Origin of the sequence: Aestuariibaculum sp. YM273 (genome assembly GCF_030908365.1) — a bacterium.
In the GTDB taxonomy this organism is placed as follows: domain Bacteria; phylum Bacteroidota; class Bacteroidia; order Flavobacteriales; family Flavobacteriaceae; genus Aestuariibaculum; species Aestuariibaculum marinum.
In genome coordinates this window covers 2,713,312-2,736,853 of record NZ_CP133090.1, presented here as the reverse complement: position 1 = coordinate 2,736,853, position 23,542 = coordinate 2,713,312, and the positions used below count along the sequence as shown (strand labels likewise).

Annotated in this window: 18 protein-coding genes; 6 read left to right on the top strand and 12 right to left on the bottom strand. The window is 34.4% G+C overall.

All coding sequences use genetic code 11. The annotated features are described in order from the left end of the window. Positions 1-221 precede the first annotated feature (221 nt). Both RBH94_RS11780 and RBH94_RS11775 read left to right on the top strand, forming a co-directional pair. Entirely contained in the window at positions 222-1,049 is an 828-nt protein-coding gene (locus tag RBH94_RS11780) for a universal stress protein (RefSeq protein WP_188224643.1), read from the top strand. Between the two features lie 232 nt (positions 1,050-1,281). Beyond that, positions 1,282-2,133 carry a hypothetical protein gene (locus RBH94_RS11775; protein WP_307881073.1) on the top strand — a complete coding sequence of 284 codons (852 nt, stop codon included), beginning with the start codon at positions 1,282-1,284 and terminating at the stop codon, positions 2,131-2,133. 14 nt (positions 2,134-2,147) lie between these two features. Here RBH94_RS11775 and RBH94_RS11770 read toward each other — a convergent pair whose 3' ends face one another. The 3 genes from RBH94_RS11770 to RBH94_RS11760 are packed head-to-tail and all read right to left on the bottom strand — an operon-like array spanning position 2,148 to position 5,012. Then, on the bottom strand, positions 2,148-3,188 hold the full coding sequence (locus tag RBH94_RS11770) for a DUF481 domain-containing protein (protein WP_307881072.1): 1,041 nt from the start codon (positions 3,186-3,188) through the stop codon (positions 2,148-2,150). Positions 3,189-3,231: 43 nt separating this feature from the next. Next, the gene (locus tag RBH94_RS11765) at positions 3,232-3,942 is read right to left on the bottom strand and encodes a porin family protein (RefSeq protein WP_307881071.1); all 711 of its coding nucleotides are present in this window, start codon (positions 3,940-3,942) and stop codon (positions 3,232-3,234) included. Then, positions 3,939-5,012 (bottom strand): hypothetical protein, encoded by a 1,074-nt coding sequence (locus tag RBH94_RS11760; protein WP_307881070.1) that lies wholly within the window; start codon positions 5,010-5,012, stop codon positions 3,939-3,941. Before RBH94_RS11760 ends, RBH94_RS11765 begins: the two co-directional genes overlap by 4 nt. Before the next feature lie 321 nt (positions 5,013-5,333). Between RBH94_RS11760 and RBH94_RS11755 the strand changes: the two genes are divergently transcribed. Beyond that, on the top strand, positions 5,334-7,022 hold the full coding sequence (locus RBH94_RS11755) for a histidinol-phosphatase HisJ family protein (protein ID WP_188224647.1): 1,689 nt from the start codon (positions 5,334-5,336) through the stop codon (positions 7,020-7,022). Between the two features lie 198 nt (positions 7,023-7,220). Here RBH94_RS11755 and RBH94_RS11750 read toward each other — a convergent pair whose 3' ends face one another. Together RBH94_RS11750 and RBH94_RS11745 are read right to left on the bottom strand one after the other, a co-directional pair. Beyond that, entirely contained in the window at positions 7,221-7,886 is a 666-nt protein-coding gene (locus RBH94_RS11750; protein WP_307881069.1) for a response regulator, read from the bottom strand. Positions 7,887-7,888: 2 nt separating this feature from the next. Then, on the bottom strand, positions 7,889-9,562 hold the full coding sequence (locus tag RBH94_RS11745) for a tetratricopeptide repeat-containing sensor histidine kinase (protein WP_307881068.1): 1,674 nt from the start codon (positions 9,560-9,562) through the stop codon (positions 7,889-7,891). A gap of 209 nt (positions 9,563-9,771) precedes the next feature. Here RBH94_RS11745 and RBH94_RS11740 point away from each other — a divergent pair, with 209 nt between their 5' ends. Further along, positions 9,772-10,893 carry a hypothetical protein gene (locus RBH94_RS11740; RefSeq protein WP_307881067.1) on the top strand — a complete coding sequence of 374 codons (1,122 nt, stop codon included), beginning with the start codon at positions 9,772-9,774 and terminating at the stop codon, positions 10,891-10,893. Between the two features lie 77 nt (positions 10,894-10,970). On the opposite strand, the gene RBH94_RS11735 is transcribed toward RBH94_RS11740, so the two are convergent. The 4 genes from RBH94_RS11735 to RBH94_RS11720 are packed head-to-tail and all read right to left on the bottom strand — an operon-like array spanning position 10,971 to position 16,455. After that, positions 10,971-12,428, bottom strand: a complete 1,458-nt coding sequence (locus RBH94_RS11735; protein ID WP_307881066.1) for a lipopolysaccharide biosynthesis protein — start codon at positions 12,426-12,428, stop codon at positions 10,971-10,973. After that, entirely contained in the window at positions 12,429-13,706 is a 1,278-nt protein-coding gene (locus RBH94_RS11730) for a glycosyltransferase family 4 protein (protein ID WP_307881065.1), read from the bottom strand. Beyond that, entirely contained in the window at positions 13,699-16,140 is a 2,442-nt protein-coding gene (locus tag RBH94_RS11725) for a YfhO family protein (RefSeq protein WP_307881064.1), read from the bottom strand. Before RBH94_RS11725 ends, RBH94_RS11730 begins: the two co-directional genes overlap by 8 nt. Before the next feature lie 30 nt (positions 16,141-16,170). Then, entirely contained in the window at positions 16,171-16,455 is a 285-nt protein-coding gene (locus RBH94_RS11720) for a DUF4834 family protein (RefSeq protein WP_307881063.1), read from the bottom strand. 155 nt (positions 16,456-16,610) lie between these two features. Here RBH94_RS11720 and RBH94_RS11715 point away from each other — a divergent pair, with 155 nt between their 5' ends. Both RBH94_RS11715 and RBH94_RS11710 read left to right on the top strand, forming a co-directional pair. After that, positions 16,611-17,612 (top strand): transporter, encoded by a 1,002-nt coding sequence (locus tag RBH94_RS11715; RefSeq protein WP_307881062.1) that lies wholly within the window; start codon positions 16,611-16,613, stop codon positions 17,610-17,612. 22 nt (positions 17,613-17,634) lie between these two features. Continuing rightward, positions 17,635-18,753: a GNAT family N-acetyltransferase gene (locus tag RBH94_RS11710; protein ID WP_307881061.1), complete on the top strand. Its 1,119-nt coding sequence runs from the start codon at positions 17,635-17,637 to the stop codon at positions 18,751-18,753. A gap of 59 nt (positions 18,754-18,812) precedes the next feature. Here the strand turns inward: RBH94_RS11710 and RBH94_RS11705 are convergent, their stop codons facing one another. The 3 genes from RBH94_RS11705 to RBH94_RS11695 form a co-directional block, all read right to left on the bottom strand. Beyond that, positions 18,813-20,072, bottom strand: a complete 1,260-nt coding sequence (locus tag RBH94_RS11705; protein ID WP_188224657.1) for an aminotransferase class I/II-fold pyridoxal phosphate-dependent enzyme — start codon at positions 20,070-20,072, stop codon at positions 18,813-18,815. A 258-nt stretch (positions 20,073-20,330) separates the two neighbouring features. Continuing rightward, positions 20,331-21,371 carry a PLP-dependent cysteine synthase family protein gene (locus tag RBH94_RS11700; protein WP_307881060.1) on the bottom strand — a complete coding sequence of 347 codons (1,041 nt, stop codon included), beginning with the start codon at positions 21,369-21,371 and terminating at the stop codon, positions 20,331-20,333. Between the two features lie 78 nt (positions 21,372-21,449). Further along, positions 21,450-23,522, bottom strand: coding sequence for a S9 family peptidase (locus RBH94_RS11695; RefSeq protein WP_307881059.1), 2,073 nt, complete (start codon positions 23,520-23,522; stop codon positions 21,450-21,452). Positions 23,523-23,542 lie beyond the last annotated feature (20 nt).

Here is a 23,542-nt window from a genome sequence, read left to right as displayed (position 1 = left end):
AAAAGGATTCTGACTTCAGAATCCTTTTTTATTTTTTAATGATTTAACTAAAAAATCACAAAAACATCAAAACAACAAAAAGACTGAATTTCAATGAATTTAACAATTTTCATATAGAAAATTTGAGAAATTAGAATTATCTTAATAATATGAATGACATTTGTCATAATTTTAAAAAATTTCATTCTCTAACTTTACTACATATTTAAAACTAATTACTCATGAAAAATATACTATTACCCACAGACTTTTCAGACAATGCTTGGAACGCAGTTGTTTACGCTCTTAAGCTATATGCCGATGAGCCTAGTACATTTTATATTTTAAATACAGTAACGATTCAAACAGCGTCTTACGGTGTTCTTTCAAGCAAATTAAAAGACACCATGAAAGATAACAGTAAAAAGGAATTAGAGGCTTTAAAAAAGCTGGTTGAAACATGCGATCACAATGCAAATCATGAATTTCACTACTTGCAAGGAACGGAAGATATTGTTGTTTCTATGCGTAAAATTGTGAAGGAAAAAAACATCGACCTTATTATTATGGGGACTAAAGGAGCCTCTGGTGCTAAAGAGTTTTTCTTTGGTAGCAACACCGTTCAAGTGGTAAATCATATTCATGATTGTCCTGTATTGGTTATTCCTGAGGATTACGATTTTAAAGTTCCGAAACAAGTGGCGTTCCCTACAGGTTTTCTTAGAGCTTATAGTGAAACCGAATTAGCGCCTATTAAACAATTAGCCGATTTATTCAACTCTAAAATAAGAGTGGTACATATAAATGTTGAAGAAAAGCTTACAGCTAGTCAGGAAGAGAATTTAGAACACTTAAAAACACTTTTAGCAGATTACGACCATAGTTTCCACTGGATGCCTAACTATGCTAATAAAGCTTCAGAAATTAACGATTTTATTGAAGAGCTTAACATAGAAGCATTAACAATGGTAAACTATAAACACAGTTTTATTGAGGACATTATTAAAGAACCAGTAATAAAACGCATCGGGTTCCACCCTACCGTTCCATTTCTGGTTATCCCTAAATAAATGTAATTAATAGCATAATACATATTTTCGAGGTCACTCTTGAACAGCATAAAGCAAACCATCAACCCCTATTTATGTTTGCTTTATGCTTTTTTTATTTACCCATAAAATATCTAACTTATTTTTGATTGTATGATTATCTTTCATTTCTCCATTTGGAATTAAACTATTTCGTACATTTATGTTAGCTAGTTACTGAACACTATCCTGTTAACTATAATTCAAGTTTATAATGAAAAAACAATACGTATTAGTTACCATTTTTTTCTTAGGTTTCTTCTTTTTAAACGCACAGGACTCCATTTCTAATATTTCAGCCGCTCAGAAAAGTAAGCTGCCCAATTGGTATACTCATAAATTTGAATTGCATTTTGGAGCCTTCTTTCCTTTAAATAATACTCAGGTTCGAGTAGGAAGCAATTCTACTGGAAAAGGAACACTTTTAGACCTTGAAGATAATTTGGGGTTCTCTAAATATACAACCTCCTTTTTTGGCACTTTTTCCTGGCAGGCTTCTAAGCGTTCTCGCTTTGATTTGAATTATTTTTACTTAAGTCGCTCCACTCGCTATACCATAGATAGAGACATTGTTTTTGGAGAAAACACCTATCATGCCGATGCCGAATTAGAAGCATTTTTCGACACTCAAATCTTACGATTTTCTTACGGTTACGCCATTATAAATAAACCAAAATACCAGATTGGCGCTTTAATAGGAACCCATGTGTTATTTGGTGATATTGGACTTAGAGCTGAAACCAATATAGGATCGGGAGAAATAAGTGATAATCTGGATTTTACAGCTCCACTTCCGGATTTAGGACTTTGGAACAAATTTTTGATTAGTAAAAAACTGGCCATTTATAGTAACCTCAATTACCTATCTCTTAAAATAGATAACATAAAAGGTCGCATACTAAGTTATAATGCCTCCCTGTCTTATAATGTAATTCCTAACCTTAATTTAAACCTAGGTTATACCGGGCTTAATTTTAGAGTAGATATTGAGAAAGAAAGGCTAAACGGTTTTTTAAAATGGGGGTACAACGGACCAACCATTACAGCCATGTATGCTTTTAAATAACCATGCTATTTATTTTACAGTTCCCAACCAAAAGTTGCTTGCAAAACATAATCGTCTTTTGAAGCATCTTGTACTGGCTGATTATCGAAGTTATAGGTTACACCAAATTTTATAAAGAAATCTAACGGTAAATCATATTTTAAATCCAAGGTATAATCTACCCTCAAACGATTCTTCTCCGTAATACTCGGATAAGCTATTATATTGGTCAATAAATCGAAATCTTTTACATCAAATAGATTAAGTTCTAAAGAACCGAATGCCTCCAAACTGTTTCGGTTTGTACCCACATCGTCTGAGAATCGCTCATTATTTAATGCCAGACCTGCAACGGCTCCGAAATATAAATAATTGGTATGAATAAAATAGTTACCGAAACCTACGCGATTGGTAAAACGATAATCAATCTTTTGCTCATCGTTAGCTAAATACTCCGAATTAAAAATAGCTAACATATCATTCTTTAAAAAGTAGGTAAACTTAATGTTTGCATCGGTTCTATGAATTTCATTACTCCCATCCTGTTTACTTCTAACCGAATTATAATTTCCTAAAATCTGCCAGTAATCAGCCGTATACCCCACTGAACTCCTAACATTCAACTGTCTCAAATTATTGCTTTTGGTTAAATTAAATCCTAGAGATATAGAGGCGTCTAACCGCGACATAAAGCTAGATTTCACCGATTTAACAAAAACAATATCCTGAATACTCACTACTCTTCCATTACCTACATTGGTTAGCTTTACCTTACCTTTTTCAGAAGTTTTGCTTAATGCAGTGTTAAATCGTTCTCCGTCTTTTAATGTCACTAAAAACACCTGATTTCCACTAACTTCGGCTACTTCTATCCATGTGATTTTAAAATCGGAATCACTATAATCTGTTTCAACTGCCAAAACCCCGTTTTGCATGCTCTTTATTTCCCCTACAATACGGTTATTATTTTTTAGCACCAGCGTATCATTCTGGGCCATAACACTATATCCTACAAGTACAAAAACTAAAAAAACTAATCCTTTTAAATTAAAACGTCCCAGACTACTGCTTCTCATAATCTTGTGTTTATTTTTATTATTTTATAATTATTTATCAATACTAATCTCCGGTGTCTTTTCCCTTTCTTCCTAATGGGATATTCGCATAAACAGCCCATTGCTGATGGTTTTGTCTTCCTGAACCATCTATTACATCACTAAAACCGCCATAATAACGCACCCCTACAGAAGTCGTTTTTAAAGGTGCTATATAATACCCTATACCAACTATCCACCCAAAATCCCAAAGGTTCACGATATCCTTAATATTCCGTTTCAACTCTAAACTCCCTTCAGGCGTATCAGCTTCAAAGACATCATTAGCTTTGATTCGCATTGACACATGAGGTCCTGCTTCTGCGTAAACACCTATCGACGTTAAATACTGAATCGCCATAGGAATACTTAAATATTTTATTTCTCTGGACACCTTTCCATCCGCATACAAAGCATCTAAATGATCATCTCCTAATGAATATACAGGGATATCACCTGCCCCACGAGTATATTTAGCAAGCATTTCGGTTTGCGCTCTAAACTTATCACTTATCTTATAATTAAAGTTTAAGCCTAGGTTAAATGCATTTAAACTCCCCGATTCAGGAAGGTTTGAAATATCATTCCAGGAATAATTCATGTGAATTCCAAAAATTAACTTTTCAGAGTTTAAATCATCTCCAAAAATCAACCCCAACAAGATTTGTGATTGTGCATTATAACTTATCAAAAGTATGAAAGCTACTAAAAACGATGTCGTGTATTTCTTTATCATTTCTTCTTAAATAAACTTTCAAATCTATAATTCACCATAATTAAAAACGAGGTACGTTTTCCAAAAGTTCCTAACTCAGTTCTAATTTGCCAATGTTTGTTATGCTGATACTGTGCTCCGAAAATCAAATTCCAAGGCTTCGCCAATTCCTTATCCAATTTATATGTGATTTGGGCATCCCCGACATCTACCCCGCTTAAATGATCGTCTATTTTATTGATTATTTGATTGGCTACAAGTTTTTGACCTGGTGGCAGTCCGTCGGCCCATTCATGTAATCGATCAATGAAGCCCTCCTGAAGTCCATCGGTTCCGTTCGGAAACAGGTCTTTAATTGCTATACTTCCGTTGGTATCTCCGTTAATGTTTTGGCGAAAAGCACCAAACCATACAGCAAGTCCGCGATCGGCACGCTTCGGATTAACAAAATTATGTCCTAACCGAATATCTAAATTATGAGCAGGCACCGGCTCTACCAATGCCTCTACATTTCCAAAATTAAAGTTATTATCAACCACAAAAAACAAAGGACCAAAGCCGCCTGCTACCGTAAACCCAAAACCGGCACTGGTAACATTAAAATGCTGTGTGGTAGAAAAATCAACCGGTCTTACTAAAGGAACAGTTGTACTAGTGGAACCAACACCAAATATTCCGTAAACATTTAAAAATGGTAACACCCACATGTCGGGCCTAAGCGTATAAGCCTCTGTTCTTGCTTCTACCGTTCCAAACTTTATAAAACCACTTAAATCTACAGGGTCTAAATCGTTTAAACCTATTAAGGTGCGTTTAATATTTACATCCTGAACCTGGGTATAGTAAGCCGTACTTACTCCATAAGTAAAAGGTACATCGAACCCCTTTTTATAGGCTTGTTTGGCTAAAATAGGAAACGTATACGGATATTCTCTAGCTTGTAAACTATCGTGATAAGCTTTATGAAATGGATTTAACTCTTTAGAAGTGTACTGAGCAAAACTTGAAAAAGAACACATGATGGTAATAATAATTACCATAAGCGCCCTAAAAGTTTTAAAAATTAAATTGAAGCGTAATTTATATGCCATAAGCAATCCATTTTTTCTCATATTAAATCTAAGAAAAAAAAGACAAAACCTAATATAAAAAATGGGATAACTTGATTTTAATCAAGAAATTACTCTTTTAAAGTTCTCCATTAAAGCCCTCAAAACTTTAGAAAGTTTAACAAGACCTGTATTAGACTAATAAGTTATTAAATTCTTAATAAGCCTTTTATTTTAGACCATTTTTAAAAGAGAATAAGAATACTTATTGAAAAAAATTGAAAAGCTATTAGTTATAGCTTATTATTTGATTTCAATAACTAAATTTGCTCCTTTAAACGCATTTTTAAAGCATTTCGGTTTATGAGAAAACTTAACGAGTTTATTTGGGAAACACATGGAATTCACGCTGGTACAGAACAAGACCATGTGAAGCACGGAATTGATAAACTAGAAGATATTATCGACAAAGCCATTGAGGCTAATCACCCAAGCATTACCTTCATTATTCACTCCCCTCGACTAACAAGTTTTCGCTATACAGCCGAACGCGAAACCAATGTAAAATTTATTCGCGGGAACCGTTCGTATTTAAACTACCCAAAGCGTATTGCTAACCTTCGTAAAAAATATGAAGGACAAATCAATATTAAATACGGCGTGGAATTAGAATGGATGGGTCCTGAATTAGGTTTACAATGGAGCCGTTCTAAAATTTTCCAAGCCGAAGATGCCGATTACGTTATTGGTTCGGTACACTTTGCTCCTGAAGGTCTACCTTATGATGGTTCTAAAGAAGAAGCTATGGAGTTATTGAAACTTCGCGGAAGCTTGGAAGCTTACTGGGATGGCTATTTCAATGAAATGATTCAAATGATTGAATCATTCGGCGACATGATTCAGATTATCGGTCATATTGATTTACCGAAATTAAATGTCGATATGCCGGAAGCTTTAATCAACTTCGAGACCAGTGCACACCCACTTGCAAATAAATTCAGAACCCTTTTAGAACTTATTGCAGATCGTAATCTTGCACTTGATGTGAATATGGCTGGTAAGTTTAAAGGTGTTGGCGTTTACCCGGTTCAAAGCATTTTAAGACGTGCTAAGGAATTACAAATCCCTGTTTGTGTGGGTACCGATACACACCACGTGCGTTACTACGGGCTCAACTTTAAAGAAAGTTTAGAATATATTCAGGAAGCCGGATACGAAAGCTATGTAAGTTACTCTAAGCTTATTCCTGAAAACCGTACCATTTACGACGATCACGAATTAAAAGTAAAATATACCGTTTTAAATAAAGGAATTGAATTATTAAACCAACGCTTAGATACTGAGCAACGACGTATTATTCCTGACTTCTCATTTGGAGGCTCTTTTTCAGAGTTTGTTGATCTTTATAACGGGTCGACAAGCATGGGCGAATATAACGCCATTCGCATTCGTAAAACCGGCAAATCTATAACCGTAACAAACGAAATTCCTGAAAGACCAAAACAAAAAGTAAACGGGTTGTTCTCTAAACATTTAGATAAACCAGGGGTTATTTCGTCTTTATTCAATACCCTGGCATCTGAAGGTATTAACGTGGAAACTGCACGTTTAAAATCTAATAACGATGGTACAGCTGAGGCTTTCCTTTCTATAAATGGCGATAACGAAAATATTAAAAGCGCTATTGATTTCATTAATGGAACCGATGCCGGAACTTTTACTAATTTAACATATAAAGAAGACGCGGAGTTACCTAACTACCACCGTGAAGGCGTTTATTTATTAGAAATGGACGGGGTACGATTAAACTTAGCTCTAAGCGAAAAGGTTATTGTTACCAAACACCACAATGCGCCAGGAGTGTTGCTGATTTTACTTTCAGCTTTAGCTTCTAAAAACATTAATATTATCGATTTACGATTAGGTAAACTTAATAATGTTGGTTATTCTGCTTTGGCTATTGATGGCGATAGCCATACCATTAATAACTTATTAAACAAATTAGGAGACCAATACTACGAAGCAAATTTGATTGAGTTTCACAGTATGTAGTTCTTTTTAACCGATACAAAAAACACCTTAGCATTTTTATGTTAAGGTGTTTTTTTATGGTTAATTATTAGCTAAAAAACAAAAAGCACGCTTATAAAAAGTCGTGCCCAATGTCTCCCTATGGTAAAGGATTAATAGCTTTACAAAGCTATAATTTTACTCCCATTCTATTTTATGGAAAACCGTAACCTATTAATTTTATACAAGCCCCAAGTCTTTAAGGATAGCCACTAAGTGAATAGTATTATTGGCTTTGAATACATCTTTAAGCTTGTTAATGCGTTTTTCTATAGAACTTAAACTACTAGGAGACATCCCCTTGGCTTTAAAAACAAAACTAATCTCACTTTGGGAGAAACCAAGTGATAATTGTTTCACTAATTCAATATCGTAATCATCTATTTCTAAATCATTTTTTTGGTTTAAAGCATTTTCAACTTGAGGCGATAGAAATACTTGTTGATTTGCTATGTGTTGTATAGCTTGAGACAATTCTGAAGCACCCTTCCTACTTTTACAAACATACCCATTAACGCCATGAGTAGTAATGAGAGTTCTAACCTTTTGTAAGCGGTCTTCCATGGAATATACTATAATTTGTAATTCGGGAAACTCAGCTTTAAGAACAGCAGCCAAATCTTCACCCGATTCTAAAGTAACGCTTTGGTAGTCTTTTTTAAAGGATAAATCGGTTATTAATAAATCAAATGGTTCTGCATCTAAAGCAGCACGTTTTACTTTTAAATGAGCTTCATCACAATATTGTGCTTGCACCACATTTGTTATATTATTTTGATTGAGTACCGATAGTACCCCATCGCTTACCACATCATGATCGTCGACTATTAAAACCTTTTTAAACATAGTTATACTGATATTTTTGATTTGAATCCTCTACCCGATTCAGATTCAAAAATAATCGTTCCGTTTATAGATTTTATACGGTTTTCCATATTCTGAATTCCGGTGCCTTTTAAAAGCTTACATCCTTGTCCGTTATCGGTATAAGCAATTTGAATATTATTGTTCTCAAATTTAAAGCTCAATACCACATTAGAAGCACCACTGTGCTTTTTCATATTTACCATCAGTTCCTGAAATACGCGATACAAGGTTATTTTTTTTATATCATCAATCTGTTCCCATGGCACTTGATTAATTCCTTTTGTGATGATATTTACCGAAGCTGTTCTGTAGCCTAACAACAAATCTTTTAGAATACTTAGGTAGTTTTCATTAAGGTCTATGGTACTGTTTTCTTTAGAAATATCTCTCGTTTTAAAGTATATCGATTCTAAATCGTCAAGAATATCATCATTAACCTTCGGAGTGGTTTGAAGTCTTGACATGACCTGATATACATCATTCGCTACCTCGTCATGCACTTTTTTAGAGATACGAGCTTCCGTTAAATATACCTGCTTAACTTTGTCCTTTTTGTATCTTATTTTAAGAATCATCATAAAAAATACAGAAACAAATAAGATGAGAAAACCTAATGCCAGATAGAATAATTTTAAATTCTTTTCTTTCTCCTTTTCAAGTTCTGTTATTTTTAATTCTTGCTCCTTTGCCATTAACTGCCTCTCCTTTTGGGCAACATTGTATTTTATGGCTGCAAACTTATTTTCTCTAGCCAAACGCTCATTTTCTATCTGTTCGTTTAAATCTATATAGGTATTTAAATCCGGATGATTCTCTAAACTTAATTTCAGTTTTAAAGCCTCAGATTCATAACTTGGTGTGCCTATCCTTCTTCCAATAATTTCTAAAGAATCTATAAATGGTTTCGCTTTTAACCTCTTATCCTGATTTAAATAAAATAACGACATGTGCCTGTAGCTGGAGAACAGTCCTGTTAACATTTGGCTTTGTCTTCTCATCACTAATGCCATTTTCATAAGTTCCAGACCGTTATCATCGCCTGTTTTAGTTTTATAGTATCCCAGATTGTCAATAAAAACGACTTTACTACTAATATCTTGTATTGCTAAAGCCTTTTTATATAAGGGACTCAGAACCTCAACCGCCTTTTTATAATCGTCTTGATCAGCATAATTATTAGCTATATTTGTTACAGTGGCAATAATATTATCGGGATTTTCATTGAGCGTCAAAGCCTTTTTAAAATAGTTGTTGGAATTATTATAATCTCTAAGGTTTCTGTAGATTATTCCTAATTGATTATACAAGCGCTCGCGTGCCACTTTTGTTTTAGATTGCTGCTCAACGCCATCTAATATTTTCAAAGCCTGAATGGTATACTGTTCACTTTGATCCAAAAACCCCATTCTGTATTGACCAAAAGCAATCAATTCCAAATAATAAGCTGCAGCTTCAGACTTATTATCTTCTAATGCTTTGTCTACTTTACGCTGAAAATAATCAAAAGCTTTTGTAGACAGATTGATATCCTTAAAATCCTTTATGGCTGTATAATAAATTTGGGTGCTATCTTGCTTTTGTTGTGCAGCAAATTCAGAACTCCAAAAGCACATAAATCCAATAAAAAACAGAAGTAAAACCTTATTGTGAATCATTAGTCAAAAATAAAGAGTATTCTCTGACTTCCCTAAAGTTTCACCTTATAATTAATCATAAAAACAAATTAATTCTTAACAGCAAAAATATTTATTTAAGCACACTAAACACCTAATAACAAATACATTAACCCTAAACCACAACTACTCTTTTCGTTTTTGGCACGCTGTTTGTATTTCTTTAATCGTAACATAAAAAACGAGCAATTATGAAAAAGTTTATATTCTTATTAGCAGGTTTAGCTCTTACCGGGTTTACCATGCATGCAACCACAACCACCAATACAGAACAAGTAGAAACAACTATGTATAACAGAGGTTATGGTAATTCTTTCATATTTGTTGAAAACGGTATTGAGTTTTCAGTATTTAGAGATGGACAATTCGACTTCAATATACTTGGTAACAATTCGCAATTAAATGTTTCTGTAGGTTCTCCAAATTTTAATATCAGTTTTAACTCTGGTTACGATTATAATGCCTACGTGCAGTACGACGAATTTGGAGCTATTATACAAATTGAAAACACGCCTATTTATTACGATTACTTTGGTCGTGTTTCCCAAGTAGGTCACGTAAATATTAATTATAACAATTATGGTTACGTAACTCGAGTTGGAGGATTATATGTACATTATAACAGATACAATGTATTTTCACACTGTACCGGGTATATTAATGTGTATAACAGGCGTTATGTTTACAGACCTTGGCACCGTTATTACAGTGTTCCGGCTCGTAATTACTGTGTAGTCTACAACAGACCTTACAGACAATATTATAAGCCTGTACGTTACAAATACCACAGACCGTATTACAATAATTATAGACCAAGAACTGCTGTTGCTAACAGACATGGAAACACTATTAAACGCAACAGAAGTTATGCAACTGTAAATAGAAGCCCTAAAAATGTAACACATGTTAACAGAAATGCCGGCTCAAATCGTTATATTGCAGATAACAGAAATTATGGCAACAAAACAGTAAATAGAAGCTCTAATAGGACTTATCGTCCGGAAGGAAATCGCAATAATAATGTTTCCAGAGGTAACCAGGCGGTTAGAAATAATACTTCTAGAAATTACAAGCAAAATCGAGTAGCTGAAAAACCAAACAGGAATAATACTCGTATATATAACAAAAGTAAAACAAATACTAGAAAACCATCTCAAGTAGTAAATAGAACAGTTAGTAAATCGAAAACAACAAATAATCGAAAAGCTAACGTTTACAAAGGTTCTAGAAATAAGCCGATGGCTTCAAACACGAGAGGTAGTAGTAATAGAAATAATAACAGATCGACTAATTCTCATAACAGACGATCTTAAAAATTTTGGTTGGTTAGTTTAGAAATCCCTTCGATATGTTCGCCCTAAAGCAACTTCGAGGGGGTTTCTTTTTTGTATTACTTTAGTTTAATAAATCGATCCAGAAGCGACGAAATGTTCTCCGATAGTTTAAACTTATGAATTACATAAATATAACTCACTCCAATTAGTGTAGATTTTAAGCCAATATTTACAATAGGATGAAAATTAAAATCCCAAAAATAAAATAAAAGTACTCCCGATACTATTACCAATCCAGTTTTTAAAGTATTAGCTGTAAAAGGTAATATCCTGAACTTCTTATAAACAAATAATAGTTTAATGGTATTGTATAAAAACATTGCTAAAAACGTTGCTAAAGCAGCTCCGTTAATCCCTAATAACGGAATAAAAATTACATTCAGCAACACCATCAAAACTACCAGAATAACACCAAGAATAAGTACCATTCTGTAATAATCACTATTAAATAAAATGGCATTATTGCTTCCTAAAAGGGCATCATACAATTTAGCCAAACTAATAATAATGATAACAAACAAAGCATCGCTAAACTCCTCTGGAATGATATGATACAACTGCTTTATATTTAAAACTATCAGTAAAAATATTAATCCGCTCACTACAAATAAGGTTAAAGAGCTACGCTTAGATAAATCGTCGAGCGATTTGATATCTTTTTCATTAATGTATTTAGCTGAAAGCGGCAACAAAATTTGATGCATAGAGCGCTGTGGTACAGCAATAACTGCCGCTATAAAAATCGCTACGTTATAATAGGCAATCTCTTCAATAGGAATGTATTGCCCTAACATCACCTTATCAACATCTAACAATACAGTTGCAATAGAACCTGCTATAATAATAAGAAAAGAATACTTTAAAATATTACTTAAATTATTCACCTTCCTAAAGGTTAACACAGGCCATTTAATAGTAAATGCATAAATCTTCATAACAAGCATACGCAAAATGTAAACGAGAACAATACCTTGCATAAACTGCTCAATATCTATCACTTCAAAATGTAGCAAAAACAAAAGTACCATGGCTCCTACTCTGTGAAACACTTCTTTCATAAAATTACCAAACACGGTTTGCATCTGTACTTTTGCCCATGCAAAAAACACTTCGAAATATGCTAATGCAACAGCAATAATAAACGTATGCCAAAGGTAATTTTTAATAATACTATTCTCCTGAGATAAAAAACCGGAAATGGTATCATAGCTAAATATGCCTAAAACAGTTAAGGGTATGATAACTACTATAGGTAAAAAAAGCATTAAAGTTAAAAAGCTATTAAGAGATACTCTTGTCTTAAAAGACGAATAAAACTTTACAATCGTATTATGCACCCCAAAAGCCATGACAGGCATAATGACATAAGCCAGTGATAACATATAACCGACCATACCGTAGTATTCGTCGCTCATAAACTTAGTATACAGAAACAAGGTATTAATAGCCCCTATAAAAAAACCCAAGTAGGTAGAAATAATGTTTTTTACAGATTGTGAAGCAACAATACCCATTTAAATCAATTTAGATAAAGATTTGGTTAACGCCTTCCGACTATACTTTTGCAGCCCAATGGCATGCACTTGTAATTCGTTATTTTTAAAAGCCTGATAATGCTCTAAAATAACTGATTTTAATGAATTGTAATTGTTATAATAAAAGTAGTTGCCTGTATTGGTTTCTTTTAAAATTTTCTCGACATCGGAATCTTTAGGTCCTAAAGCAATAATCGGGCGATTGGAAACCATATACTCGAAAAGCTTTCCGGGAATAATACACTTTGTCTCTTCTGAATCTATTTCGATTAATAGCAATAACTGTGATTGCTTCTGATGTTTTACCGCCTTGCTGTGCGACACATAACCAATATTCTTGATACAATTATCCAATCCGTATTTGTACATGCTTCGCAGCACATCTTCACTTACAGCTCCTATTAAATTCAGCTGAAAATCTCGAGCAAAACTATCACTCGTATTTCGTAAATCGCGTAACACTCGCCACAATACTTCCGGATTACGTTTCGATAATAACGAACCTATATGGGCTAAAGAAAACTTAGAATCCATGGTAAACTCTTGCTGGGCCTCGTAATCATAACCATTCGTGATCACATGAATAGGCTTTCTTGTAATGGTTTCAAACTCTGTTTTCGTTGTAAAACTCGTTACAATAACGTCATCGGCAGAATTTAAAACTTCACGCTCCAAATCCTTATGTTTTTTAGCTGAAGACGACATTAACTTTAGTTGTTTATGATACCCGATTGTTGTCCATGGGTCTCTAAAATCAACTAACCATTTTACACCCAACTTAACTTTTAACTGCAAACCAATTAGATGCATGCTGTGAGGAGGACCTGTTGTTATGATGGTCTCAATACCTTCCTTTGCAATATATGCCGAAAGAAACTTAACCGAAGGTGTTACCCAACCCGTTCTGGCATCAGGAATAAAAAAGTTTCCTCGAACAAACAGCATCAGTTTTTCTACAAAACTTTGCTTTTTTTGTTCAGGAATAATGCCTTTACTAATGGCTTTAGAAGACTTTTTCGAAAAAACCCCTGCTAACTTATAAGGTTCTTTAATTGGTTGTTTAAGGATGGTTGCATTATTAGGAACTTCTTCTAATAAACTTTCATCAAGAAGTGGATAATTCGGATTTTCAGGAACATAAACTATAGGCTCAACATCAAACTCAGGTAAGTATTTCACAAACTTTAACCAGCGTTGAACACCTGGTCCTCCTGCAGGAGGCCAGTAATAGCTTATTATGAGTACTTTTTTAGGCACTAATTTCCTGTTTCTTTTTAAACTCGTAAAATAATCCTCCAATCAATAGCAAGGCAAAAAGTAATGAACCTGCTAAAGTAATAGTACTTCCCGTTTTCACCACATCTGGGTCGAACTTAAACTCAATCGAGTGTTTTCCTTTAGGAATTTCCATACCTCGTAAGGTATAATCTACGCGAATATGAGATACCTCTTTACCATCAATAAATGTTTTCCATCCGTTTCCATAATAGATCTCTGAAAAGACCGCAAAACCATCATGATTGTTATCAGATTGATATTTTAAATAATTCGGTTGGTGTTCAACTAAAGTAATTGTAGCTGTCGAATCTACAGTAAACTTAGGAATCGTTCCCGAAGTAAAAGCATCACCATGATCATTTATATTTAAAACGGCTTGTTTTTTATTATCCAGTTTATCTAAAGCAAGAATTTCGTCATTAGGATTATCAACGGTTTTAAAGCTTTCTATAAACCAGGCATTACCGTTAGCTTCGTCGTTTACATAAGGAAACATCTGCCCCTCTTTATCTTGAGCAATAATGTATTTTGTATTTAATAAGTTCAATACTTTCATGTTGTTTTTCGCAACATAAAACTCAAACACATCATTATATCGGCGCAACTCAGCGGCATTATATCCGGTTAAGGAATTATGAAAATACGAAGGCTTTGATGGGCCTGATACTAAATCGTAAACCCTGAAATGTCCTTCATCTTTTAAAATTTCCTTATCAATAGCATTAGCTGTAAACGGCTTATCAACTTCTCTCGCAGATACGAAATCCTCATTGTTTACATAACGTCTGTCTACGCCAACTAAATCAAATAAAATCAATGCCGTAAAAATTATGATTACAGATTGCTGTTTTAATTTTTCTTTTAAGAACATATATACGGCTCCAGCCGATAACAATACCAAAATTAAGGTTCTGATGGTGTCATTAGTAAACAAGGTTTTTCTATCAGCTTTTAGAGCATCAACAAAATCTTGTCCGTAATTCTGACGGTAAAAACCATCATTTACACCAACAAAATCGAATAATGTAGATTTGAATATCAAGAAAATTAAGGCTAAACCAGTGGTAATTCCTGCAGTATACTTTAAAGCCTTTAGCTTTTCTTCTTTAGTATGTTCATCTTTAAATAACTTTACCAATCCAAAAACAGCCATAACCGGAACACATAGTTCTAATATTACCTGTATAGATGTAACCGCTCTAAACTTATTGTACAACGGTACATAATCGATAAAGAAATCGGTTAGAAACCCTAAATTCTTTCCATAAGACAAAAATAATGAGAACACCGTTCCACCAACAAGCCACCATTTTAAACGGCCTTTGACTAAAAACAAAGCCAAGACAAATAAAAACAGAACGACAGCTCCAATATAAGCTGGGGCCTCAACAATAGGTTGCTCGCCCCAATACATTGGTGCACGTTTAGCTTCTTGCGCTGCTTGTGTAGTGGTTGCTCCTAGTTTTCTAAAAGCATCATAGGTTGCAGAATCTTTACCGACATCTTCTCCGTTACCTCCTCCCATAAATCTTGGAATATACAGATTGAAGGTTTCGGCAATACCATAGCTAAACTGCGTAATATAATCTTTATCTAATCCAGTGGTTGCTACTTTTGGTGAACCATCAGGATTAATAGTTAATTCACTTTTTCCGCGTTTACTTTCCTTTACATATTCCTGAGTTGCTAAAATGTTTGTAGCATTTAATGCTATTGATAACACAACTGCGCCAACTAGAACGGCAATAGCCTTAAAAAAGGCTGGTAAGGTTTTCTTTTTATAAGCATCAACCAAGTAAGCGATTCCTAAAATAATGACTAAAAACAGCAAGTAATACGTCATTTGAAAATGATTTGACACTAACTCCAGCCCCATAGCCACGGTGGTTAGTAAAAATCCTCCTATATATTTTCGTTGAAAGGTTAAAATAATGCCACTTAGCACCAACGGCATATATGCGATGGCATGAGCCTTACTGTTATGTCCAACCCCAAGAATAATAATTAAATAGGTAGAAAAGCCAAAAGCTAAGGCGCCCAAAGCGGCTAGTTTAAAATCGACTTTAAGTACAAGAAGTAATATGTAAAATCCTAAAAAATATAGAAATAAATAATCGGCAGGGCGCGGAATAAAACGTAAAGCTAAATCTAATCGTTTAATATAATTATGAGGATATTTTGCCCCTAACTGATAGGTTGGCATCCCGGCAAAAGCACTGTCTGTCCAGTACGTTTCATTACCCGTGGCCTCCCTAAAATCATTTTGTTGCTTACTCATGCCAATATACTGCATGATATCGCTTTGAAAAATTTTCTTTCCTTTTAATACCGGGTTAAAATAGGCTAATGCTACAATAACAAACCCTATAACAACTAATAAATGTGGAAGTACTTTTTTTAATGAAAATTGCATGAAAATGGTTTAAATCAATGAGTGCGAAAATTAGTCAATTTCTTCGTAATCCACATATTCACCAACCTCTTTATTTGAAGATTTTCTATTAGGCATTTTATCTATGGTAACTTCACCTTCCTTTTTAGATGGTTCTTTACGGCTTTGTTGTTGAAAATTACCAAATTGCCCTCCAAATCGTTCTTCAGCTTTTTTCGAAACGTATTTTAAAAGAAACGGTGTTAATAGCCTGGAAATAATTTTTATCCCGTAATACACAAGGATAATTATCAAAATCATTCGTATCAATCCGTTCACCGATGCTTGCTGTGTCATAAAATTATTTTTAACAAAAATACAATTCTGTATGCTTAAAAAACGTTCAAAAATGATAAAAAATCTATAAAATCTCTATATTTGGAATGCCTAAAGCGGTATGAATACAGCATTCGTTTTATCCTTTTGATACTGCGAAAATTAAACATTTTATTATGAAGCTAATCAAATCTACTCTGTTTATTTCACTTAGTTTAATCGCCGCCAAAGGCTTTGCTCAATACACCGATGTTATAAATTCTAACCGGCCAGGAGCCTCCAGAAGTGCCTTTTCTGTTGGAACAAATGTGGTACAATTTGAAGCTGGACCTTATTTTATAAATGAAAAAAGAACACCGGCACCTAGTTACGAAGTTGAAGGTTTTGGTGTTGATTTTGCTGCACGCTATGGTTTATTATGGGAACAACTAGAGTTAAATCTGGAAGGTACATTTCAAAGTGACACCAAAACATATACGTCGACAATAGATTCTGAAGACAAACGCGCCAACTTCAAATACCTAACCATTGGTGCCAAATATTTGGTTTACGATCCATATAAAAATGCAGACGACAAACCCAATTTATACAGTTGGAAAGCTAACCATGGCTTTAAATGGAGTTCTCTTATTCCTGCAGTTTCAGTTTATGCAGGCGTAAATTATGATACCGACAAAAACCCGTATACCGATGTAGGTATCGAAGGTTTCAGTCCTAAGGTCATGATTGCAACACAAAATAATTTCGCCGGAGGTTTTGTATTTATCATGAACTTCATAAAAGACCGTATTGGTACCGACCAGTCCGACTTTCAATATATTTTAACCTTAACCCATTCCTTTAGTCCAAAATGGGTTATTTTTGCAGAGACGCAAGGCATAAAAAGTGATTTCTATGCCGATAACCTATTTAGATTTGGTGGTGCTTACCTATTGAGTGAAAACTTTCAGTTGGATACCGCCGTAACGCTAAATACAAAAGATACACCGTCTGTTTTTGGGGTTAATTTTGGCATGTCGTACCGTTTAGATTTTCATCAAGATCCTTACAAGGATATCGATAATGGTACATCAGCCGAAGATGAGGGCAAACGCAGATCTCGAAGAAACAAGAACAAGAAGGGTGATGCCGACTTGATTAAAACAAAACAAAAACGCGAAACCGTAGACTTTAACTAACACTTCGGTTTTAAACCACTTTATGATTACACTAAAAGAAGTTAAAACTAAAAAAGATTTAAAAAACTTTGTAAAGTTTCCTTTCAAGCTATACAAAGATTCCAAATACTGGGTACCACCAATTATAACTGAAGAAATGAAGACTTTCGATGTTAACGAAAACCCAGTTTTTAATGATGCCGAGGCTACCCTTTTTCTGGCTTACAAAAATAATGAAGTTGTTGGTCGTGTAGCCGCTATGATAAACTGGCTTGAAGTTAACGGACAAAACATCAAAAAAATGCGCTTTGGCTGGTTTGATTTTATTGACGATTTGGAGGTCTCTAAAACCCTATTAGAAAAAGTAGAGGAAATTGGTCGTGAACACAATTTAGACTACACCGAGGGCCCTGTTGGGTTTTCTAATTTAGATAAAGTTGGGGTGATGTATGACGGGTTTGAAACAAGAGCGACTATGGTAACCTGGTATAACCACTCATACTACATTAAACATTATGAAGCTTTAGGTTATAATATTGAAAAATCGTATTCCGAAAGTAGTTTTTCATTTAGTAATGTTGACCCAAAGGTATTTGTAAAACTTAACGACATTGTAACGAGGCGTTACCAGTTAAAAGCTTTGAACTTCACAAAAACATCTGAAGTTATGCCTTATGTAGATCGCATGTTCGATTTATTTAATGACACTTATGCTAAACTATCGTCGTTTGTTGCAGTTACCGATATTCAAAAAGAATATTTCAAAAAGAAATTTATCGGATTTGTTAATCCTGAATACATTAAATTTATAGTAGACAAAGATGATAATTTAGTAGCATTTGCTGTTGTTCTTCCTTCATTTGCAGAGGCTTTACAGAAAGCTAAAGGAAAATTATTCCCGTTTGGGTTCGCTCATATTTTACGAGCCAAAAAGAATAGTAAAAGTGCTATTTTCTATTTAATTGGTGTTCACCCAGAGTATCAAAACAAAGGCGTTCATGCCCTAATTTTTAATGAATTCTACGATACATTTAAAGAAAAAGGCGTTGAAACCTGCGTGAGAACACCAGAGTTAGACGATAACATAGCTATAAAACAAATATGGAAGCATTTCGATGCTACGGTTTACGCTAAACGACGAACCTACAGAAAAAATTTATAAGCATAAAAAAAGCGCCGTTATTTCTAACGGCGCTTTTTTATTATTTAATAACCGGACTACTACTCACCCATAGCTGCAACTACCCCTGCAGATAAACGCTTATACGTTCCGTTTTCTAATCTCTCTCTAATACCATCAAAAGCATCTAAAGTAACTCTAACATCTTCTAATGTATGTGTCGCTGTAGGTATTAATCGTAATAAAATTAATCCTTTAGGAATTACAGGATACACTACTATAGAACAGAAAATACCATAGTTCTCACGTAAATCCTTAACTAAAGCCATCGCTTCAGGAATACTTCCTTTTAAGTACACTGGTGTTACGCAACTTTGTGTTGTTCCGATATCGAAACCTCTTTCTTTTAAACCAGATTGTAATGCATTTACATTTTCCCAAAGTTTATCTTTTAACTCTGGCATGGTTTTAAGCATTTCTAAACGCTTTCTTGCCCCTACAACTAATTGCATTTGTAATGACTTAGCAAACATTTGAGAACGTAAGTTGTACTTTAAATAATCTATGATTTCCTGATCTGCTGCAATAAATGCACCCGTACCAGCCATAGACTTAGCAAATGTTGCGAAGTACACGTCAATATCATCCTGAACTCCTTGCTCTTCACCTGCTCCTGCACCGGTTTTACCTAAAGTACCGAAACCATGTGCATCATCAACTAAGAACCTGAAGTTATATTTCTTTTTAAGCGCCGCAATTTCTTTTAATTTACCTTGCTCACCACGCATACCAAACACACCTTCTGAAATCACTAAAATTCCACCTCCGGTTTGTTCAGCCATTTTTGTAGCACGCTCTAAGTTTTTCTCTAAACTTTCAACATCATTGTGCTTATAAGTAAAACGTTTACCCATGTGTAAACGAACACCGTCAATAATACATGCATGTGCATCTACATCGTAAACAATGATATCATCTTTAGAAACCAATGCATCGATAGTCGATACCATTCCTTGGTAACCAAAGTTTAATAAATATGCTGCTTCTTTATTTACAAATTCTGCTAACTCTTTTTGAAGTAACTCATGAAGGTCTGTATGACCAGACATCATTCTTGCTCCCATTGGATACGCCGATCCGTATTCTACACCAGCTTCTCCATCTACTTTACGAATTTCAGGGTGATTAGCTAAACCTAAGTAATCGTTTATACTCCAGGTAATCACTTCTTTCCCTTGAAACTTCATTCGGTTAGAAATCTGACCTTCTAATTTTGGGAATACAAAATAGCCTTCAGCTTGAGATGCCCATTTACCTAACGGACCTTTGTCTTTATAAATTTTTTCAAATAAATCCTTCATTTATTATAAATCTTATTGCTATTAAATTTAAGCTTTAACTATTAACTTGAAGTGGCTTTTATTTAGGAAACACGAGGCTTACCCCTTGTTTTAGCCTGTTAAAAGAAAGCTTTATAGTTCTTAGTTAGCTGCTGCAAAATTAAATATTTAAATTCTTTGTACATAATTTTTAGGGTTCAATTATTTACAAAAAAAATAAAGAGATGATTTCTTGTTTTTGAAACAATTATCATCTCTTTATATATATTGTTTTTGCACTTATTTTACGTACTGAATATTTTCTGCAGTAACCTCATTTTGAGCGTCGAAAAAGCCTTGATCCTGCATCCATTTATCACTGTATACTTTACTCATATATCGCGATCCATGATCTGGAAATATAACAACTACCTGATCTCCTTCTTTAAACTCTCCTCTTTCGTCTAGTTGCTTTATGGCTTGCATAGCCGCTCCTGAAGTATAACCTGAAAACAACCCTTCGGTTCTTGCCAGTTCTCTCGCGGTATGAGCACTTTCCTCATCGGTTACTTTTACAAAATCATCGATAATATCGAAATCTGTAGCACCAGGAATTAAATTTTTACCTAAACCTTCTATACGGTACGGGTAAATTTCATTTTTATCAAACTCTCTAGTTTCGTGGTATTTTTTAATTACAGACCCAAAAGCATCAACACCAATTATCTTAACGTTTGGATTTTGCTCTTTTAAGTATCTTGCCGTTCCTGAAATTGTTCCTCCGGTACCACTACAAGCTACTAAATGCGTGATTTTACCTTCGGTTTGATTCCAGATTTCCGGACCTGTTGAATCGTAATGCGCATCAATATTTAATTCATTAAAATACTGATTGATGTAAATCGATCCAGGAGTCTCCTCATGGATACGTTTTGCTACTTCGTAATACGATCTTGGGTCATCTGCAGGAACATGAGCAGGGCAAACATATACTTTTGCTCCCATGGTTTTTAACATGTCTATTTTATCTGGTGAAGATTTAGAACTTACTGCTAAAATACACTCATAACCTTTAATGATACTTACCATGGCTATACTGAAACCAGTATTTCCTGATGTTGTTTCAATAATGGTATCGCCTGGTTTTAAAATACCTTTCTTTTCTGCTTGCTCGATAATGTAAAGTGCTGTTCTGTCTTTAGAAGAGTGCCCAGGGTTAAAAGACTCTACTTTTGCGTAGAAGTTACCTTTAAAATTTGAGACCATTCTATTAAGCTTGATTAGCGGGGTGTTCCCCACTAAATCTAATACATTGTCGAAAACCTGTTTTTTGTTTTTCATAAATGCTTTTTATAAGCTACGGTAATATTACTGAAAATATTTGCAACCTAAAACCTGACAAAAATAAGTTTTTTTTTTTTACTGACCATAACTTGCCTCTAAATCTAATAAAAAGGCATATTCTAAGGCCACTTCTTTTAGACTTTCAAAGCGTCCTGAAGCACCACCGTGACCAGAATCCATATCGGTGTGTAATAACAATTTATTAGAATCGGTTTTTAATTCTCGTAACTTCGCTACCCATTTTGCCGGCTCCCAGTATTGCACCTGTGAATCATGAAGTCCAGTTGTTACTAAAGTATTTGGGTAAGCCTTAGCGTCTACATTATCGTATGGTGAATATGATTTCATATAATGATAGTATTCCTCTTCATTCGGATTTCCCCATTCGTCATATTCTCCTGTTGTTAACGGTATAGAATCATCCAGCATGGTTGTTACCACATCTACAAAAGGTACTGCTGCAATAATCCCATGATATAATTCGGGATTCATATTCATTACAGCTCCCATCAACAAACCTCCGGCTGAACCTCCGTAGGCATACAAATGGTCTGCCGACGTATAATTTTCTTCTATTAAATATTTCGAACAATCGATAAAATCGTTGAAAGTATTCAGCTTGGTTAACAGTTTTCCTGTTTCATACCAGTCGCGTCCTAAATACTCGCCTCCGCGAATATGAGCAATCGCATAAATAAACCCACGATCTAATAAACTTAAACGTACCGATGAGAATGACGGATCGATAGTGTGACCATAAGAACCATAAGCATATTGTAACAACGGACTTGTGCCATCTAGCTTGGTACCTTTTTTATAGACTAAGGAGATTGGCACTTTTGCACCATCACGAGCTGTTGCCCAAACACGTTTAGATTCGTAATTATTCTTATCGAATTTACCTCCTAAAACTTCTTGTTCCTTCTTAATCTCTTTGGTTTTGGTTTTGAAATTATAATCCACCACAGAACTTGGTGATGTTAGCGAATTATATCCGTAACGCAACACATCACTATCAAAATCCGGATTATTACCAATATATGTCGTGTAAGTCTCACTTTCAAACGGTAAATAATAATCTTCCTTACCGTCCCAACTCATAATTCTAAGATTATTCAATCCGTTTTCACGTTCGTTAACGACTAAATAATCTTTGAAAATTTCAATATCTTCTAGTAGAACATCTTTACGATGCGGAATAACTTCTTGCCAGTTTTCAATACTTGTAGCATTTTCATGCGTTTTTAAAAGTTGAAAATTGGTAGCGCCATCATTATTTGCGATAATATAAAACTGATCATTATAATGTGCTATGCTGTATTCTAAATCACGTTGACGCTCCTGAAACATTCTAAATTCACCATCCGGAGTATCGGCATTTAAAATACGGTATTCGGTAGTTAACGTGCTTGAAGATCCTATAACGATGTATTTCTTAGATTTCGTTTTATACACAAACGTGTTAAAGGTATCATCGGTTTCATGAAACACCTCAACATCATCTTTAGCCTCTGATCCTAATTTATGCTTCATTATTTTACTAGAACGAAGGGTTACTTCATCTTTTATACAGTAAAACAAAGTTTTATTATCACTTGCCCAGGTGCTGCTACTGGTTGTGTTCTCGATTTTATCAGGGTAAATTTCACCAGTTACCAAATTCTTAACTTGAATAGTGTACTGGCGTCTTCCAACGGTATCTAATGAAAAACTTGCCATGGTGTTATCCGGGCTGATAGAAATACTTCCTAAATTGAAAAACGAATGCCCTTCCGCCATAACGTTACAATCGAACAAAATTTCTTCAGGAGCATCTAAGGTTTCCTTCTTTCTGGCATAAACGGGGTAATCCTTCCCTTTTTCGTAACGTGTAATGTACCAATAGCCATTTAACTTGTAAGGAACTGTAGTGTCGTCTTCCTTAATTCGGCCTTTCATCTCTTCAAATAACTCCTTTTGAAATCCTTCGGTATGAGACATGACTGCTTTGGTATAGTCATTCTCTGCATTCAAATAATCAATCACTTCCGGATTTTCTCTTTCATTTAACCAATAGTAATTATCTATCCTTACGTCGCCATGCATTGTAAGTTCTTTTGGTTTTATGGTAGCTTTTGGTGGAGTTGCTAAAACTTTACTTTCTGTCATTTTCGCTTCTTTTTTACACG

Coding starts and splice junctions, on each gene's coding strand:
- RBH94_RS11780 (WP_188224643.1), top strand. CDS start 222: ATGAAAAATATACTATTACCCACAGACTTTTCAGACAATGCTTGGAAC.
- RBH94_RS11775 (WP_307881073.1), top strand. CDS start 1,282: ATGAAAAAACAATACGTATTAGTTACCATTTTTTTCTTAGGTTTCTTC.
- RBH94_RS11770 (WP_307881072.1), bottom strand. CDS start 3,188: ATGAGAAGCAGTAGTCTGGGACGTTTTAATTTAAAAGGATTAGTTTTT.
- RBH94_RS11765 (WP_307881071.1), bottom strand. CDS start 3,942: ATGATAAAGAAATACACGACATCGTTTTTAGTAGCTTTCATACTTTTG.
- RBH94_RS11760 (WP_307881070.1), bottom strand. CDS start 5,012: ATGGCATATAAATTACGCTTCAATTTAATTTTTAAAACTTTTAGGGCG.
- RBH94_RS11755 (WP_188224647.1), top strand. CDS start 5,334: ATGAGAAAACTTAACGAGTTTATTTGGGAAACACATGGAATTCACGCT.
- RBH94_RS11750 (WP_307881069.1), bottom strand. CDS start 7,886: ATGTTTAAAAAGGTTTTAATAGTCGACGATCATGATGTGGTAAGCGAT.
- RBH94_RS11745 (WP_307881068.1), bottom strand. CDS start 9,562: ATGATTCACAATAAGGTTTTACTTCTGTTTTTTATTGGATTTATGTGC.
- RBH94_RS11740 (WP_307881067.1), top strand. CDS start 9,772: ATGAAAAAGTTTATATTCTTATTAGCAGGTTTAGCTCTTACCGGGTTT.
- RBH94_RS11735 (WP_307881066.1), bottom strand. CDS start 12,428: ATGGGTATTGTTGCTTCACAATCTGTAAAAAACATTATTTCTACCTAC.
- RBH94_RS11725 (WP_307881064.1), bottom strand. CDS start 16,140: ATGCAATTTTCATTAAAAAAAGTACTTCCACATTTATTAGTTGTTATA.
- RBH94_RS11720 (WP_307881063.1), bottom strand. CDS start 16,455: ATGACACAGCAAGCATCGGTGAACGGATTGATACGAATGATTTTGATA.
- RBH94_RS11715 (WP_307881062.1), top strand. CDS start 16,611: ATGAAGCTAATCAAATCTACTCTGTTTATTTCACTTAGTTTAATCGCC.
- RBH94_RS11710 (WP_307881061.1), top strand. CDS start 17,635: ATGATTACACTAAAAGAAGTTAAAACTAAAAAAGATTTAAAAAACTTT.
- RBH94_RS11705 (WP_188224657.1), bottom strand. CDS start 20,072: ATGAAGGATTTATTTGAAAAAATTTATAAAGACAAAGGTCCGTTAGGT.
- RBH94_RS11700 (WP_307881060.1), bottom strand. CDS start 21,371: ATGAAAAACAAAAAACAGGTTTTCGACAATGTATTAGATTTAGTGGGG.
- RBH94_RS11695 (WP_307881059.1), bottom strand. CDS start 23,522: ATGACAGAAAGTAAAGTTTTAGCAACTCCACCAAAAGCTACCATAAAA.